The sequence below is a fragment of the Prauserella rugosa genome (assembly GCF_000719975.1).
GTDB classification, from domain to species: Bacteria; Actinomycetota; Actinomycetes; order Mycobacteriales; family Pseudonocardiaceae; genus Prauserella; species Prauserella rugosa.
Genome location: NZ_JOIJ01000005.1, coordinates 121,469 through 136,997, shown reverse-complemented (window position 1 = coordinate 136,997; position 15,529 = coordinate 121,469). Strand labels below are relative to the sequence as shown.

Sequence of the window (15,529 nt, the reverse complement as noted above, 5' to 3'; positions counted from 1 at the left end):
CCGCGCCGGACTCTCACTGAACCCGACCGGCCAGCGCGGCCGAGCGATCGTCGACAACGCCGGCCGACTCGACCACACCATGCCGAATCTCTGACACGGACAGCCCAGGAGCTCCACCATGACCGCGACCCTCTATCTCAGCTCGCTCGAGAGCCGGACCTTTCAACCCGTCCGCGAATGCCGTTATCGCCGCACCCTGCATTTCCCGACGGGAAAACAATGCCTTCTCGTCGACGCCACACTCCGCTCAGCCGCCCACGATGACGTCGACCAACTGATCCTCGCCGCCCGCTTCGAAGGCGCCACCGTCGACCCCATCGACGCCTTCCCCTGTTTCGTTTTCATCGCCCGCCCACTGATCGACGTCACCGACGTTTCCCAGATCAACACCGACGATGTCCGGGTCGTCGCCTGGGGCGAGCTGTATCGGACCGCTGAGGACGCCGAGCATCGACGACTGTCGGCCGACGACACGGATAGCGCCAGGTGATCGGCCGACGACAGCCGGTCCCCACCCCGCGCCCACCCGGCGAACCGCCACTGTTCTGAGCCCAGCCGACTCCCAACTGCGTACACCGCGGCCACGCGCGGCCCGCCTCCTTTGTCGTGTCACCGCGAACCCCGACATAATCGCCCGAACCGGAAGGGAGCAGCGCATGACCGACCCGAACGCCTGGCAGACCCCGCAGATCCGCGAAGCACTGGCCCAGCTCGAAGAAGCCGAGGTCGGCCTCGACCAGAGAATCGCAGGCGCCAAGGAACTGTCCCGCAACACCTCCCAGGGCGGCCTGTCCGCCGAGGACATCCAGCAGATCGAACAGCACGCCCGCAGCTCCGCCGCCCCGCGCGAACTCCGCGAACTCCAGCAGCGCATCGACCGCGGCGACCTGTCCTGGAACGACATCTCCGCAGGCCGATTCCTCGACGACCCACAGGTCCGCGCCGCACTCGAACACGGCGTCGACGGCATGCGCGCCGCCTACACGATGATCCAGGAAGGCCAGGACTTCGACGAGATCATCGAAGCGGGCGGACCGGCCGTCCCCGGCTCCGCGTCGACACCCCGCGAAGACGCCGACGACACCGACGACACGCGCGACGACCCCGCCACCAACACCTCGACCGGCACCAACACGGGCACCGGCTCCACCCCGGAAGACCGCGGCCCCGAACGCGACACCAGGCGTCCACCGCGCACATCCGCCGACACCGACGAACCGGACGACGACGACTACTTCGGAGGTTCCGTCTTCCGCTGACCCGCGCCGACCGCACAGGGACCCGCGCAGATCAGGGGCCGCTCAGGTCACACCTCGCTAACGCCCGCGCCCTCGCAGCCGACACCCCGGCAGAACGCGAACCACACTGGAACACTGGGTTGCCACGGTGTCGAGAAGAGAAACGGGGTGTGAGCGGAAGATGACGTACCAGCGTTTCGTCGCGCTCGGCGACAGCCTGACCGAAGGTCTCGACGACCTGTATCCCGGCCGCCCCGTCTACCGCGGGTGGGCCGACCTGGTCGCCGAACGACTGGCCGCCGACGAACCCACCCTGCGCTACGCCAACCTGGGCGTCCGGGGCAGGCGCCTCGACCAGATCGTCGTCGAACAGTTCCCCGCGGCCGCCGACCTGGAACCCGACCTCGTCGCCCTGTTCGGCGGCGCCAACGACCTCATGACCACCCGTGGCTACCGGGCCGAGGTCGTGACGAAACGCGTCCGCGCCGCGGTGCGCCTGCTCACCGACATCGCACCCGACGTCGTCGTCTTCACCCTCAGCGACGTCTCCCACCGCATCCCCGCCGTGCGCTGGATGGGCTCCCGCATCGAGGCGTTCAACGACGTCATGCGCGAAGCCGCCGACACCTACGGCGCACGCCTGGTCGACCTGTGGCCCGACGAATCCGTGCACGACCTGCGCTACTTCGGCCGCGACCGGCTGCACCTCAGCGAACACGGACACCGCCGCGTCGCAGGCCACACGCTCGACGCGCTCGGGCTGCCGTACGACAAGAGCTGGCTCGAACCGCTCCCCGGCGAACCCGACTCCCCCGGCATGCTCGCCCACGCCCGGTGGGTGTGGGAATCGGTCCTGCCCTCGGCACGCACCCGCGTCGTCAACTACCTCACCGGACGCTGCTCCGGCGACGGCTTCACGCCCAAACGGCCGCAGCTTCTGCCCGTCCTCGGCGATCTGTTGACCGGCGACCGCGACACGCCGAAACCGGCCTGACGCCGCCACCAGCCGCGCACGACCCACGACCGTCGGTGAAGCGTCACACGAGTTGACGCCTTCCGACGATCACGACCGCCCCGGTCAGTAGGATGGCAGCCATGTCACAGGCCGTAACCAGCGGAGCCAAGGTCTCCTTGACCGGTATCAAGCCGACCGGTGAACCCCACCTCGGCAACCTGATCGGCGCCATCCGGCCTGCGCTGAGACTGGCCGAGGACTACGACTCGGTGTACTTCATCGCCGACTACCACGCCCTGACGAGCGTGCGGGACCCCGAGGAACTTCGGCAGTACACCCGCTCGGTCGCCGCGACGTGGCTGGCCGCGGGCCTCGACCCGAAACGCACGACGTTCTACGTGCAGTCCGACGTGCCCGAGATCTTCGAGCTCAACTGGGTGCTGTCCTGCATGACCGGCAAAGGCCTCATGAACAGGGCCCACGCCTACAAGGCCGCGCGCGACCGCAACGTCGAAGCGGGCGAGGACCCGGACGCGGGCGTGAACATGGGCCTGTACAACTACCCGATCCTCATGGCCGTCGACATCCTGATCATGGAGTCGGACGTCGTGCCGGTCGGCAGGGACCAGCTGCAGCACGTCGAGTACGCCGCCGACATCGCGGGCAGCTTCAACCACGTGTACGGCAAGCGCTACTCGTTCAAGATCCCCGAGGCGATCATCCCCGACGACGGCAACAGCCAGACGCTGCCGGGGCTCGACGGCCGCAAGATGAGCAAGTCGTACGACAACACGATCCCGCTCTTCCTGCCGGAGAAGAAGCTTCTCAAGCTGGTGCGGCGGATCCCCACCGACAGCACCCCCGTCGAGGAACCGAAGGACCCGAACAGCTCGGCTCCGTTCCAGATCCTCGAACAGTTCGCCTCCGAGGCCCACGCCGACGTCGTCGCCGACACGCGCAAACGCCTCGAGGCAGGCGGTATGGGCTGGGGCGAGCTGAAGAACGTGCTGTTCGAGGTCCTCAACGCCGAGCTGGCACCGCTGCGCGAGCGGTACGAGGCACTGATGGAACCGGGCAGCGAACTCGACACCGTCCTCACCGAGGGCGCGCACCAGGCCCGCGAGCGCGCGCAACGGGTGCTGTCGTCGGTGCGTGAGGCGATCGGCCTGACGGGCGTGGCGCGGTAATGAAGGTCCTGGGGGAAGGCGAACAGGAGTACGCGGGCCGCTATCGCCTACTGGCCATGCTCGGCGAAGGCGGCATGGGCCGCGTGTACCTCGCCGTCGCACCCGACGGCAGGCCTGCCGCTCTCAAACGCATCCACCCCGCGTTCTCCCACGACCAGGGCTTCCGCGAACGGTTCCGCAGGGAGGTCGACACCTCCCGCAGGGTGTCGGGCGCGTTCACCGCGGCCGTGATGGACGCCGACACCGACGCCGAGCAGCAGTGGCTCGCGTCGGTGTACGTCCCGGGGCCGTCGCTGCAGGACGCGGTCGACAAGGCGGGCCCGATGGATCCGACCGCGGTGCGCCACCTCGCCGCCGGACTGGTGTCCGCACTCGCCGACATCCACCGCGCCGGCCTCGTGCACCGCGACCTCAAGCCGAGCAACGTACTGCTGGCCGCAGACGGGCCGAGGGTCATCGACTTCGGCATCGCCCGCGCCGTGGAGGGCAGCTCCGAGCTCACCAGCACCGGATCGGTGGTCGGCTCGGCCGGGTTCACCTCGCCCGAACAGGCCGAAGGCCGCACGCTGACGACGGCCAGCGACGTGTTCTCCCTGGGCACGCTGCTGGTGATGGCCGCGACCGGGGAGAGTCCCTACGCGGGCAAGACGACCCCGCAGACGCTCTACAACGTCGTGCACGGCGAGCCAGACCTCAGCAAGGTGCCACCGGAGCTGATGCCGATCATCGCGCCGTGCCTGGCCCGCGACCCGGCGCAGCGGCCGACGCCGGACCAGCTGCGCGGGCTCATCGGCAGCCTGCCGCCCACGAACAACCCGTGGCCGCCACGGGTGCAGCAGGAGATCGCCCGGTGCGAGGCCGACGTGGACGCCGTCATGTCCGGCGCCGACCTGTCCCGCTCTCGAGGCGGTCTCGTGGTCGCCGTCGCCGCGCTCGTCATGATCGCCGCACTGGGTGCGACGGCGCTGATCGGCGTGACGAAACCCGAGGCAGGCACGGCGACCACGGTCGCGGCCACCGCCTCGGCAACGACGCCCACCTCCGAACAGCCGACGGGCCCGCTGGCGCCGGTCTCCCTGCGCAAACTCGACCCGTGCAAGCTGCTGCCCGGTCTCGAGATCTCCAGCGACTCGTACTACTCCGGATGCACCTTCCGCGCCGGGGACGAGACGTTGATCAGCCTCGACCTCGGCAACAAGGCGATGTCGAGCGGCGACTCCGCCACCGAGGAGATCGCCGGGCTCACGGCGCTCAGCCGCAAGAGCGACCCGACGACGTGCACCGTCACGGCGCTGCTGCCGGACCAGCCGACCAACGGCATCGAGATCCGTGCCAGCAAGCTCACCGACAAGCCCGGCGGATTCAAACCGTGCCAGGTGGCCAAGAAGCACATGGGCACGGTCATCGGCAAGGCTCGCGACGGCAAGGACACGTGGGAGGCCGGGTACGCCGAGCTCGCCGAGGTCGACCCGTGCACCGTGCTCGCGCCGGAACAGGCGCAGGAGGTCTTCGGGCAGGTTCCCTCCACGGAGACCTACAACCTCCACGAGTGCCAGTACAACGCGGGTGGCAGGGCTTCGGTCGGCCTGCGCGTGCAGGGCGACCCCGCCGACAACGACGAGCGCAAGATCACCGTGGGCGGCAAGGACGCCTACGAACGGCCCGGCTCCTCCGGCCTGAACAACTGCACCATCGAGTGGGCGCAGGCGCCCGCACACGGCGAGTCCGCCGAGCACTACGCCCAGGTCGTCACGGTCGAGTACAGCCCGCCGTCCGGCGACGAGGAGACCACGAGCGAGCAGGCCTGCGAACGGACCCGCACGCTCGCGGAACGCGTCCGTGAAGGACTGCCGACACCATGAAGCCACTGAAGCCCGAACAGGCACACCCCATCGGCCACTACCGCCCGCTGGCACTGCTCGGCGAGGGCGCGATGGGCCAGGTGTTCCTGTGCCTCGGCCAGGACGGCAGGGTCGCGGCGGTCAAGCGGATCCACCCGAGTTTCTCGCGCGACGAGGGGTTCCGGACGCGCTTCACCCACGAGGTGGAGGCGTCGCGCCGGGTGTCGGGTGCCTACACGGCGGCGGTCATGGATGCCGACGCGGAGGCCGAGGCGCCGTGGCTCGCGTCGGTCTACGTGGCGGGCCCCTCGCTGCGCGACGCCATCGACGCCGCGGGTCCCCTGCCCGTGCCCTCGATGCGCAGGCTCATCGCAGGCCTGGCCGTCGCGCTGTCCGACGTGCACAGGGCGGGGCTGATCCACCGGGACCTCAAGCCGGGCAACGTGCTGCTGACCTCCGACGGGCCCCGGGTGATCGACTTCGGCATCGCGCGGGCCGCGGAGGGTGCGGAGTTCACCAGCACCGGCACAGTGGTCGGATCGCCCGCCTACATGTCGCCCGAGCAGGCGGAGGGCAAGGACCTCACCGCAGCCAGCGACATGTTCTCCCTCGGTGCACTCCTGGTCATGGCGGCCACCGGGCAGGGCCCGTTCACCGGCTCCACCGCCGCGCAGACGCTGTACAACGTCGTCCACGAGCCGCCACAGGTCGACGGGGTTCCTCCCGAGATCCTGCCGGTGATCGAGGCATGTCTGGCCCGCGACCCGGACGCCCGCCCGACGCCCGAGCAGCTGCTGGACATGGTCGGTCCCATCGACCACGACGGCCCGACGTGGCCGATGCCGGTCCAGCAGCTCATCGACGCGCAGGAGGCGGAGGTCCGCCACGTCCTGGCCCTGCCGCCACCCGAACCGCCGCCCCCGCCCGCGAAACGCCGTTGGCCCGCGGTGACCGGCATGCTCGTCGCCCTCGCCGGCGTCATCGCGCTGTCACTGGTGCAGGGGCTCGCACCGGTGGAGGGCATCGCGATCGAGCCCGAACAGCGCGAACCCGCGGCGCAGGCACTCAGCGTCGACCGGCTGCGGACCATCGATCCCTGCAAGGTCCTCGAGGGCGCACAGCTCGGTGATTCGACACTCCAGCCGTCGCCCTACTCGACGAATCTGCACCAGTGCCGCTACGGCGAGGGCGGAATCGGCGGTGGATCACTCACGCTCAATCTCGGCGCGACGATCGACCGGTCCCGCGCGTCCGGGACCGGCGAGAAGGTCGGCGGCCTCGACGTGCTGAAGGAACACAGCAGCGGCGGCTGCACCGAGTACGTCGCCCTGCCGTCGGCGCCCCAGCAGGGCATCCAGCTGCAGCTCTACGGCAGCGACGACAACGGCTGGTGCGACCAGCTGAGCACGGGCCTCGACATCGCGGTCGACAAGCTGCGACTCGATCCGCCGGTACGGGATCTGCCCGACGAGAGCGCGGCCCTCGTCGACGTGTGTTCGCTCGTCGACGGCGACACGCTGGCCAAGACGGCGGGCGTCGTGCAGTCCACGGCCGCCGACGGGCTGGACTCGTGCAGCTGGGAAGCCGTGAAGGGCAGCGGCACCATCACCGTGGGACTCTCACCGGCGAGCGCGTTCGGCGAGAACAGCTACAACGACCTCAAGCCGGTGCGGATCGGCGACGTCACCGCCTACACCCGTGATTCGGGCGGCAGCATGTGCAGCATCGAGTGGAAGCACCGCGACTTCCAGGGCGACGAGTCCGACATGCTCGCGACCGTCGAGACGATCCGCATGACCTACAGCCTCAACACCAACGGCAACGCCTGCAAACAGCTCCAGCAGGCGGCCGGAGCGACGATCCAGGATTTCCCGCCCCCGGGCAAGTGAGCGATCCACCGCCGAGCGGGAGCGCAGCGGGACGAGGCCGCACTCCCGCCCGGCGGGCGATCACTCCACGGGTTCGGCGGGCGACCTGCCGAGCACGCGGCCGTCACTGTCGAGTGCCTCGACGGCGACGTACGCCGGATCGGCGTCGGCGGGCAGGTCGAGTTTCGTCTCGAAACCCGTTCGCGGTACCTCGCCCGCGGGCTCGAGGCTGCCGCGGTCGTCCCCGGCGAGGAAACGCCACGACGCGACCTCGGTCGCACCGTTCCAGCTGGCGTAGACGCCGGTGGGGCCGTCCTGGCCGACCACGCCCGCGACCTCCGGGTCGTCGGTGGGCGTGCCCGTCCACTCCTTGCGGAACGAACGGTAGGAGTTCATCCCGTCGGCGATCTCGGCGTCCAACGCCACCGAGCCGTCGGCGTGGTACTCGGTGTAACCCGACGATCCGCCCCAGCCGACGAACGCCTTCCCACCCGGCATCGCCTGGTAGTTGCCCATGTTCGGGCTCAGCGCGGCCTTCGGCCGCTCGAGCGATCCCGCAAGCGAGGCGGTTCCGGCGTTCTCGTCGACGTCGAGCGTGATCGCCCGGGAACGATCCTTCGGCGGCGCACCGTTGTCGAACAGCGTGATCGTGCCGTTCGGCCGCCTGCGCGCGTCGTGCGCCCACTCGAACGTGGTGCCCTCGCCCATCCGGAAGTCGCTGCGCTTGCCACCGAGCCGCCAGTCGACCTTCCCGGTGTTCTTGTCCAGGCGGTACACGGCGTGCGTGTTGCGGGCGGAGATCAGCAGACCGTCGTTTCCGTCCTCCTGCACGGAATTGACGTGGAAGTAGTCCCATGTGGACGAGGGATCCTCTGGCAGGGGCAGGAAGGACTCGTCGAGACCGACGTCGGCGAGACTGCGCCACTCGAACAGCACCTCACCACTGTCGATGTCGACCTCCTGGACGACGCCCTCGAACACCGACCCGTCGGCGGGGCCACCGACCGGCGTGAGGTCCCTCGCCACCTTCTCGTAGCCGAGCAGCAGCGCCGTGCCCCGCTCGGTGAGCACGACGTCGTGCAGATCGGCCTGGAGCCCGCCACCGAGTTGCAGCCGCGCGATCTCACGGTACGAGCTGTCCATGATCACGGCTTCGCCCTCGCCGTACCCGGGCGGCGCGACGACGTTGCCCTCCCAGTAGGTCAGCACGGGATCGCCGCGGTAGGTCTGCATCTTGAAGTCCTGGGTCGCCACGCCCGGTTCGTTGGGTGCGAACCAGACGGGATCGCCCCGGTCGTCGACGATGAGCTTGCCCGGTTGACCCGCCGCGTCCTGTTTGGGCAACGGTGCCAGGAAGATCTCGCCCGGCGCGGTGCCGTTCGCCTGCGTGACAGTGTTGATGCGCGGCGGGGTCAGGTCCGGCTCGGTGTGGAACCGCCACGCGCTCTGCCGCGAGTCCGCCTCGTCCTGCGCGTACGCCGGTGGTGCGACCAGACCGGCCGCTGTGATCAGCATGGCCGCCAGTGCGGCCGGTGCTGCCGTCCGCCGCCTCGCCACCGTGCGGGTCGTCCGGGTCGTATGGGTCGTCGGGATCGTCTGGGTCGTCGGGGTCACCGTCACCACGAACCTCCGCCTCGTCAGCCGCCGAACGGCGAGGGCATCGCGCCATCGCGGGTGATCCGCCCGACCAGGTCGGGCATCGACCCGGTGTCGTTGACGTGCGGAAACTCCTCGTCCGGCACGTCGACGCCCAGGAACTCGCACAGCGGTCGCCATCCGGAACCGACCTCGTACTCGAGCAGCCGGTCGGCGGGCACGCTACGCCGAACCTCGGCGTTGTGCCGCTCGAACACCTCGATCGCGTGATCGCGGTCCTCGAACCGGCCGCCGAACGTGCCCTCCCAGATCAGCTTGCCCACGACCGGTTTGAACTTCGCCGACAGTTCCTCGGGCATCGCGGGGTCGACGTCGGCCGTGTAGTAGCCGTAGATCGTCTTGTACACGCTGTCGTACCACCGCTGCGGGTCGCGGGTGGTCAGCAGAATCTTGGCGTCGGGGAAGGTGTCGGCGAGTTCCCGCCAGTACGTGCACCCCGGCCAGTCCACTGTGGAGCCGAAGCCGGCGAAGATGCGTTCCCAGTCCCGGTCCTCGCCGTCGACCACCCGACGCCAGTCCTCGGTGCGCTGCGGACTCGGGAGTACGTCGAACATGTGGTAGCACGGGCCGAAGCCGAGGTGCTCCAATGCCGCTTTCATGGACGCGGTACCGGTTCGTCCGAATCCGGCTCCGATGATCTGCATCCGGGTCAACCCCTCACCCATTCGACATCGTTTCGACCAGAAACTAACGCCGATAACCGCTCACGCACGAGGGTCGACGGCGCGATTCAGCGACACGGGCCGTCCGACGTAGACCGAACGAGTGGAGAAAAGGGCGTATCAGACGTCGAAGTCGACAGTCACCTCGGCCGAGACCGGCAGCGACTGACACGTCAGCACGAACCCCGCTTCGACCTCGGAGTCCTCGAGTGCGAAGTTGCGCCGCATCGTCACCTCACCGTCGGTCACCCGAGCACGGCACGTCCCGCACACGCCGCCCTTGCAGGCGAACGGCAGGTCCGGGCGTGCGCGCTGGGCACCGTCGAGCACGGGGACGTCACGGGCCAGCGTGGTCGTGGTGCGCCGTCCGTCGAGCACCACCGTGACCTCGCAGCCGTCCTCCGTGGCCGCCTCGTCGGGATGCCGCACCGGTGTGGGCGGAACGTCGTCCACATAGAACAGTTCGCGGTGGATGCGCTCGCCTGCCACGCCGTGCTCGCCGAGCAACGTGCCCGCGCCGGTGACCAGGCCGTAGGGCCCGCACAGCCACCAGTGGTCGACCTCGCCGGGTTCGGGTACGAGTGCCAGCAACGCGCGCAGCTTGTCCGGTTCGAGCCTGCCGGTGAACAGCTCGGCCTCCCTCGGCTCACGGGAGAGCACGTGGACGAGCTCGAGACGTTGCGGGTAGCGGTCCTTCAGATCGGCGAGCTCGTCGGTGAACATGACGGTGTCACTGCGGCGATTGCCGTACAGCAGGGTCACCGTGGCAGCTGGATCTTCGAGGACGGTCGCGGCGATGGACAGCAGCGGCGTGATGCCAGACCCGGCACCGATCAGCACGTGCCTGCCCGCGCGGGTGCCGGGACTGAACGTGCCGGTCGGCGCGGAGACCTCGATCTCGTCACCCGGCCGCACCTCGCGCACCAGCCACGTCGAGAACAGCCCGCCCGGTACCTCGCGGACACCGATGCGCAGCGCGTCGCCCTCGGCGGCGCAGATCGAGTACGACCGGCGCTCCTCCCTGCCGTCGACGGTGCGGCGCAGGGTCAGCGACTGACCGGCGCGGAACTCGTACGCCGCGGCCAGCTCGGGCGGAACGGCGAAGGTCACCGCGACGGCGTCGGAGCACAGCCGGTCGACGTCGGCCACGGTCAACGTGTGGAACTCGCCACGCAACCGGGAGCGAACCGGCGTCGCCGAGAGCTGCGGCGGTGCGGCCGGTGGAGTCGGTGAAGCGGTCACTCAGATCTCCTTGACGTGCTCGAACGGTTCGCCGCACGTGCGGCAGCGGCGGACGGCCTTGCAGGCCGTGGGCCCGAACTCCGACACCGCGTCCGTGTCGGCCGCGCCGCATCGCGGACAGGCCACCCTGCGCTCGGGCGGGTGCAGACGGATCGGCACCGGACCCGCCTGCCTCCGGGGAGCCGGGCCGGGCGGAGCGATGCCCGCCTCGGCGAGCTTGGCGCGGCCGCGCTCGGTGATCCAGTCGGTGGTCCAGGGTGGATGCAGGACGGTGCGCACATCCACTCGCTCGTACCCGGCTCGCCGGAGCGCGTGCACCAGGTCGTCGCGCATGGTGTCCATGGCGGGGCAGCCGGTGTACGTCGGCGTGATCGACACCGTGACCCCGTCCGCGGACTCGGTGACCTCGCGCAGCACGCCCAGGTCGGCCAACGTGAGCATGGGCAGTTCCGGGTCGGTCACCGTCTCCGCGACCGCCCGTGCGGTGGGTGCCGCCTTCGCGGCGTCCGAGGTCACCATGTCGCCTCCGGATGAGCCCTGGCGACGCTCTGCAACTCGGCGAGCAGGTAGCCCATCGCCTCGGTGTGCCTGCCGTCGCGCCCCTTTCCGCCCGCCACGCCCGCCTTGGGCGGCACGTCCGGCACCGCCACGGTGGCGGCACCGAACACGTGGGAGACGACGTCGTCGAACTCGGCGCGCGTGTCCGCGGGATCGATCGCCACCCCGGCCAGTCGCCGTTCGACCTCGTGCGTGTCGAACAGTTCGGGGACGAACGGCCACACCTCCTCCAGCGCGGTCTGCATGCGCTCGCGGGAGACGTCCGTCCCGTCGCCGAGCCGCACCAGCCACCCCGCGGCGTAGTCGCGGTGGTAGGCCAGCTCGTTGACGCCCTTGCCCGCGATCGCGGCGAGCACCGGATCAGCAGAGGTCCGCAACCGCTGGAACACCGCGAGTCGCCATGTCGACATGACGAACAGGACGGCGACGAGCCTGGCGAAGTCACCGCGGCCTGCCTCGACGAGCCGGACGTTGCGGAACTCGTGCTCGGCGCGGAAGAAGGCGTAGCCGTCCTCCCCCGGTCCGTTCTCGGCCCTGCCTGCCCGCGCCAGGAGCAGCCGCGCCTGCCCGAGCAGGTCCAGGCCGATGTTGGCGATCGCGACCTCGTCCTCCAGCTCGGGCGCGCGGGTACACCATTCCTGCAGCCGGTGCGACAGCACGAGCGCGTCGTCCCCCAGCATCAGGCAGTACTGCGCCAGATCGGGACCGTCCACTCCGGAGGGAAGACCGGTGTCCACACCGGAGAGCGGGTCCTCGAACCCGGTGCCGAACGCCCAGCGGGAGTCGTCGTGGGCGTCGGCCAGCGCCTCGTAGGCGTTGTCGAAGGCCATGAGCGTGCCTCTCCTGTCTGCTCGCCCGTCCTACATGTGCGGGACGTCGGAGGGGATGTCGTAGAACGTCGGATGCCGGTAGACCTTGTCCGCGGACGGAGCGAAGAACGGGTCCTTCTCGTCCGGGCTGGACGCGGCGATGTCGCCGGCCTTGACGACCCAGATGCTGACGCCCTCGTTGCGGCGGGTGTAGAGATCGCGAGCGTGATGCAGCGCCATGTCGTCGTCGGCGGCGCGCAGCGAGCCGACGTGGACGTGGTTGAGCCCGCGCTTGCCCCGCACGAACACCTCATACAGCGGCCAGTCCCCACTCATGCGCCGACCTCCTCCGTTGCCGCCGCCACCGCTCGTTCGCGCTGCTTCCGTGCGTGTTCGGCGGCCGCCTCACGCACCCACGCGCCGTCCTCGTGGGCCTGCCTGCGCCTGGCCATCCGCTCGGCGTTGCACGGACCGCCGCCGGAGATGACCTGTTTCAGCTCGGCCCAGTCGATGCGGCCGAAGTCGTAGTGCCCGCGTTCGGCGTTCCACGCCAGATCCGGATCCGGCAACGTCACCCCGAGCGCCTCGGCCTGCGGCACCGTCATGTCGACGAAGCGCTGCCGCAGTTCGTCGTTGGTGTGCCGCTTGATCTTCCACGCCATCGACTGCGCCGTGTTGGGCGAATCGTCGTCGGGCGGACCGAACATCATCAGCGACGGCCACCAGAACCGGTTCGTCGCGTCCTGCACCATGTCCCGCTGCTGCTGGGTGCCGTTCATCATCGTCATCAGCAGTTCGTAACCCTGCCGTTGATGGAACGACTCCTCCTTGCAGATGCGGATCATCGCGCGCGCGTACGGCCCGTAACTGCTGCGGCACAACGGAACCTGGTTGCAGATCGCCGCACCGTCCACGAGCCAGCCGATCACCCCGACGTCGGCGAAGGTCAACGTCGGATAGTTGAAGATCGACGAGTACTTCTGCCGTCCGCTGATCAGCTTCTCGGTGAGTTCGTCCCGGTCCGCGCCCAAGGTCTCGGCCGCGGAGTACAGGTACAACCCGTGTCCCGCCTCGTCCTGCACCTTCGCGAGCAGGATCGCCTTGCGGCGCAACGAGGGCGCCCGGGTGATCCAGTTCCCCTCCGGCTGCATACCGATGATCTCGGAGTGGGCGTGCTGGGCGATCTGCCGGATCATCGTCTTCCGGTAGCCCTCCGGCAGCCAGTCCCGCGGTTCGATCCGCTGGTCCCTGCCGATCGTCTCCTCGAAGTGCCGTTCGAGGTCCGATTCGGACGGTGCCGATTCCATGACGGTCATCGCGTCTCCTTCGCCACCAGCGTGAGGACGTCGTACTTGGCGACCGAATCGCCGTCGGCGTTGGTCACGTCGGCGTCCCAGCGCACCTCGCCGTAGTCGGCGCCCTCGCGCGGGGTGATCTGCTTGCAGGTCAAGGTCACCGTCAACGCGTCACCCGGCTTGACGGGGGTGAGGAACCGCAGGTTCTCGAGCCCGTAGTTGGCCAGTACGGGCCCCGGTTCCGGCGAGACGAACAGTCCGGCCGCGAGCGACACGACGAGGTAGCCGTGCGCCACGATGCCGCCGAACAACGGGTTCTCGCGTGCGGCGGCCTCGTCGGTGTGGGCGTAGAACGTGTCGCCGGTGAACTCGGCGAAGTGGTCGACGTCCTCCCTCGTCACGGTGCGCGGACCCGCCACGACCGCGTCGCCGACCCGCAGTTCGGCCAGCGATTTCCGGAAGGGGTGCACCTCGTCCACCACGCGGGGCGCACCGGGCGTCCACCGGCCGGTGATCGCGGTGAGCACGGCGGGGCTCGCCTGGACCGCGGTGCGCTGCATGTGGTGCAGCACGCCGCGGATGCCGCCCATCTCCTCGCCACCACCTGCCCTGCCGGGGCCGCCGTGGACGAGCTGCGGCATGGGCGAACCGTGGCCGGTCGACTCCCTCGCATCGTCGGTGTCGAGCACGAGCAGCCTGCCGTGCCACGCAGCTGCCCCGAGCACGACCTCGCGCGCGAAGGCGGCGTCGCCGGTCACGACCGACCCCGCGAGGCTGCCGCGGCCACGGGCGGCGAAGTCGACGACCTGTTCGGTGGAGGTGTAGGGCAGCAACGTCGCCACCGGCCCGAACGCCTCCACCTCGTGCGGTTCGCTGCGTTCCGGATCGCCGGAGAGCAGGATCGGCGAGAGGAACGCGCCGCGCTCGGCGTCCGCTCCGGTGACGTCCACGTGGTCGGGATCGCCGAACACGACGGTCGCCGCGGCACACAACGCCTTGAGCGACCGCCGCACCTCCTCACGCTGTTCGAGGCTGGCGAGTGCTCCCATGTCCGCGGTGGCCGGATCGCCCACGGTGATCGACGACAGCTTCTCGGCCGCCGCCGCGGCGACGTCGTCGAGCAGGTCCGCCGGTACGAACGCCCTCCGGATCGCGGTGCACTTCTGCCCCGCCTTCACGGTCATCTCCGTGACCAGCTGTGTGACGTACAGGTCGAACTCGGCCGTGCCCGGCTTCGCGTCCGGTCCGAGGATCGAGCAGTTGAGCGAGTCGGCCTCGGCGTTGAACCGCACCGCGCCCCGGACGATCGCCGGGTGCGCACGCAGTTTTCGCGCCGTGTCGGCCGAGCCGGTGAACGACACGACGTCCTGCTCCGTGACGTGGTCGAGCAGGTCGCCCGCATCTCCGCACACCAGCTGGACCGAGCCCTCGGGCAGCATCCCGGACCCGACGACGAGCTCGACGAGCTTCTCGGTGAGGTAGGCCGTCTGCCCGGCAGGTTTGATCAGACTCGGCATTCCGGCGAGGAACGCGGGGGCCAACTTCTCGAGCGGCCCCCAGACCGGGAAGTTGAACGCGTTGATCTGCACCGCGACGCCCCGCAGCGGCGTCGCGACGTGCCGGGCGACGAAGCCGCCACCCTTGCTCAGCGGTTCGACGTCGCCCTCGACGTACACGGTGTCGTTGGGCAGTTCCCGCTTGCCCTTGCTCGCGTAGGCCAACAGCACGCCGATGCCGCCGTCGACGTCGAACTTCGCGTCGCCGCGCGTCGCGCCGGCGCGGGCCGAGAGTGCGTAGAGCTCGTCCCGATGTTCACGCAGATACGAACCGAGCGCCTTCAGCAACGCGGCGCGCTGGTGGAAGGTGAGTTCGCGAAGGGAGGGACCACCGGTGCGCCGGCCGTACTCCAGCGCGGCGGCCATGTCGATCCCGGCCGAGGACACCCGGGCGATCTCGGCTCCGGTCACCGCGTCGTGCACGGGTGTCCCTTCGCCGTCGCCCTGCTGCCAGCGGCCGCCGACGTAACTGCGCAGGATCCTCATGCGGACCTCAGCTCCCTCGTCCTTGAGCGATGCGTCGAGCCGTCCCGTGCGAGCAGGTCCACCGAACGACCTTTACCGACCGAACGGTCGGAAAACCGATCGTAGCGGCTACCCGGCGGGAGCGAAACCCGCCGACCACTCCGGATCGCACGTCGGAACCGGCTCTTGACACCGCA

14 protein-coding genes are annotated in these 15,529 nt (G+C 69.7%); 6 read left to right on the top strand and 8 right to left on the bottom strand.

Annotated features, from left to right (window positions below):
- Positions 1–118: 118 nt before the first annotated feature.
- The 6 genes from IF64_RS0109155 to IF64_RS0109130 all read left to right on the top strand — a co-directional run bounded on the left by IF64_RS0109155 (position 119) and on the right by IF64_RS0109130 (position 7,110).
- Entirely contained in the window at positions 119–490 is a 372-nt protein-coding gene (locus IF64_RS0109155; protein ID WP_030531609.1) for a hypothetical protein, read from the top strand.
- 166 nt (positions 491–656) lie between these two features.
- Positions 657–1,259: a hypothetical protein gene (locus IF64_RS0109150; RefSeq protein WP_145600462.1), complete on the top strand. Its 603-nt coding sequence runs from the start codon at positions 657–659 to the stop codon at positions 1,257–1,259.
- 160 nt (positions 1,260–1,419) lie between these two features.
- Complete coding sequence (locus IF64_RS0109145; RefSeq protein ID WP_030531607.1) at positions 1,420–2,232, top strand: SGNH/GDSL hydrolase family protein; 813 nt, start codon at positions 1,420–1,422, stop codon at positions 2,230–2,232.
- A gap of 101 nt (positions 2,233–2,333) precedes the next feature.
- Positions 2,334–3,380: a tryptophan--tRNA ligase gene (locus IF64_RS0109140; RefSeq protein WP_030531606.1), complete on the top strand. Its 1,047-nt coding sequence runs from the start codon at positions 2,334–2,336 to the stop codon at positions 3,378–3,380.
- Positions 3,380–5,242, top strand: coding sequence for a serine/threonine-protein kinase (locus IF64_RS0109135; RefSeq protein ID WP_030531605.1), 1,863 nt, complete (start codon positions 3,380–3,382; stop codon positions 5,240–5,242). Before IF64_RS0109140 ends, IF64_RS0109135 begins: the two co-directional genes overlap by 1 nt.
- The gene (locus IF64_RS0109130; protein WP_030531604.1) at positions 5,239–7,110 is read left to right on the top strand and encodes a serine/threonine-protein kinase; all 1,872 of its coding nucleotides are present in this window, start codon (positions 5,239–5,241) and stop codon (positions 7,108–7,110) included. Before IF64_RS0109135 ends, IF64_RS0109130 begins: the two co-directional genes overlap by 4 nt.
- Before the next feature lie 60 nt (positions 7,111–7,170).
- Here the strand turns inward: IF64_RS0109130 and IF64_RS0109125 are convergent, their stop codons facing one another.
- The 8 genes from IF64_RS0109125 to paaZ form a co-directional block, all read right to left on the bottom strand.
- The gene (locus tag IF64_RS0109125; protein ID WP_036876155.1) at positions 7,171–8,604 is read right to left on the bottom strand and encodes an arylsulfotransferase family protein; all 1,434 of its coding nucleotides are present in this window, start codon (positions 8,602–8,604) and stop codon (positions 7,171–7,173) included.
- A 122-nt stretch (positions 8,605–8,726) separates the two neighbouring features.
- Complete coding sequence (locus tag IF64_RS0109120; RefSeq protein WP_246134781.1) at positions 8,727–9,410, bottom strand: sulfotransferase family protein; 684 nt, start codon at positions 9,408–9,410, stop codon at positions 8,727–8,729.
- A gap of 117 nt (positions 9,411–9,527) precedes the next feature.
- On the bottom strand, positions 9,528–10,649 hold the full coding sequence (gene paaE / locus IF64_RS0109115; protein WP_084705751.1) for a 1,2-phenylacetyl-CoA epoxidase subunit PaaE: 1,122 nt from the start codon (positions 10,647–10,649) through the stop codon (positions 9,528–9,530).
- Positions 10,650–11,168, bottom strand: a complete 519-nt coding sequence (gene paaD, locus IF64_RS0109110; RefSeq protein ID WP_030531600.1) for a 1,2-phenylacetyl-CoA epoxidase subunit PaaD — start codon at positions 11,166–11,168, stop codon at positions 10,650–10,652. It abuts the gene before it with no gap.
- Entirely contained in the window at positions 11,162–12,037 is an 876-nt protein-coding gene (gene paaC, locus IF64_RS0109105; RefSeq protein WP_030531599.1) for a 1,2-phenylacetyl-CoA epoxidase subunit PaaC, read from the bottom strand. Before paaC ends, paaD begins: the two co-directional genes overlap by 7 nt.
- Positions 12,038–12,067: 30 nt before the next feature.
- Complete coding sequence (gene paaB, locus IF64_RS0109100) at positions 12,068–12,352, bottom strand: 1,2-phenylacetyl-CoA epoxidase subunit PaaB (RefSeq protein ID WP_030531598.1); 285 nt, start codon at positions 12,350–12,352, stop codon at positions 12,068–12,070.
- Complete coding sequence (paaA, locus tag IF64_RS0109095) at positions 12,349–13,323, bottom strand: 1,2-phenylacetyl-CoA epoxidase subunit PaaA (RefSeq protein WP_030531597.1); 975 nt, start codon at positions 13,321–13,323, stop codon at positions 12,349–12,351. Before paaA ends, paaB begins: the two co-directional genes overlap by 4 nt.
- A 5-nt stretch (positions 13,324–13,328) precedes the next feature.
- Positions 13,329–15,353: a phenylacetic acid degradation bifunctional protein PaaZ gene (gene paaZ / locus IF64_RS0109090; protein WP_030531596.1), complete on the bottom strand. Its 2,025-nt coding sequence runs from the start codon at positions 15,351–15,353 to the stop codon at positions 13,329–13,331.
- Between the last annotated feature and the right edge of the window lie 176 nt (positions 15,354–15,529).

What these genes read in the sequence shown, in the direction of transcription:
- paaB (WP_030531598.1), bottom strand. Translation starts at nt 12,352, where the DNA reads ATGAGTGGGGACTGGCCGCTGTATGAGGTGTTCGTGCGGGGCAAGCGC.
- paaZ (WP_030531596.1), bottom strand. Translation starts at nt 15,353, where the DNA reads ATGAGGATCCTGCGCAGTTACGTCGGCGGCCGCTGGCAGCAGGGCGAC.
- paaC (WP_030531599.1), bottom strand. Translation starts at nt 12,037, where the DNA reads ATGGCCTTCGACAACGCCTACGAGGCGCTGGCCGACGCCCACGACGAC.
- paaA (WP_030531597.1), bottom strand. Translation starts at nt 13,323, where the DNA reads ATGGAATCGGCACCGTCCGAATCGGACCTCGAACGGCACTTCGAGGAG.
- IF64_RS0109135 (WP_030531605.1), top strand. Translation starts at nt 3,380, where the DNA reads ATGAAGGTCCTGGGGGAAGGCGAACAGGAGTACGCGGGCCGCTATCGC.
- IF64_RS0109125 (WP_036876155.1), bottom strand. Translation starts at nt 8,604, where the DNA reads ATGCTGATCACAGCGGCCGGTCTGGTCGCACCACCGGCGTACGCGCAG.
- IF64_RS0109120 (WP_246134781.1), bottom strand. Translation starts at nt 9,410, where the DNA reads ATGGGTGAGGGGTTGACCCGGATGCAGATCATCGGAGCCGGATTCGGA.
- IF64_RS0109150 (WP_145600462.1), top strand. Translation starts at nt 657, where the DNA reads ATGACCGACCCGAACGCCTGGCAGACCCCGCAGATCCGCGAAGCACTG.
- IF64_RS0109140 (WP_030531606.1), top strand. Translation starts at nt 2,334, where the DNA reads ATGTCACAGGCCGTAACCAGCGGAGCCAAGGTCTCCTTGACCGGTATC.
- paaD (WP_030531600.1), bottom strand. Translation starts at nt 11,168, where the DNA reads ATGGTGACCTCGGACGCCGCGAAGGCGGCACCCACCGCACGGGCGGTC.
- IF64_RS0109155 (WP_030531609.1), top strand. Translation starts at nt 119, where the DNA reads ATGACCGCGACCCTCTATCTCAGCTCGCTCGAGAGCCGGACCTTTCAA.
- IF64_RS0109130 (WP_030531604.1), top strand. Translation starts at nt 5,239, where the DNA reads ATGAAGCCACTGAAGCCCGAACAGGCACACCCCATCGGCCACTACCGC.
- IF64_RS0109145 (WP_030531607.1), top strand. Translation starts at nt 1,420, where the DNA reads ATGACGTACCAGCGTTTCGTCGCGCTCGGCGACAGCCTGACCGAAGGT.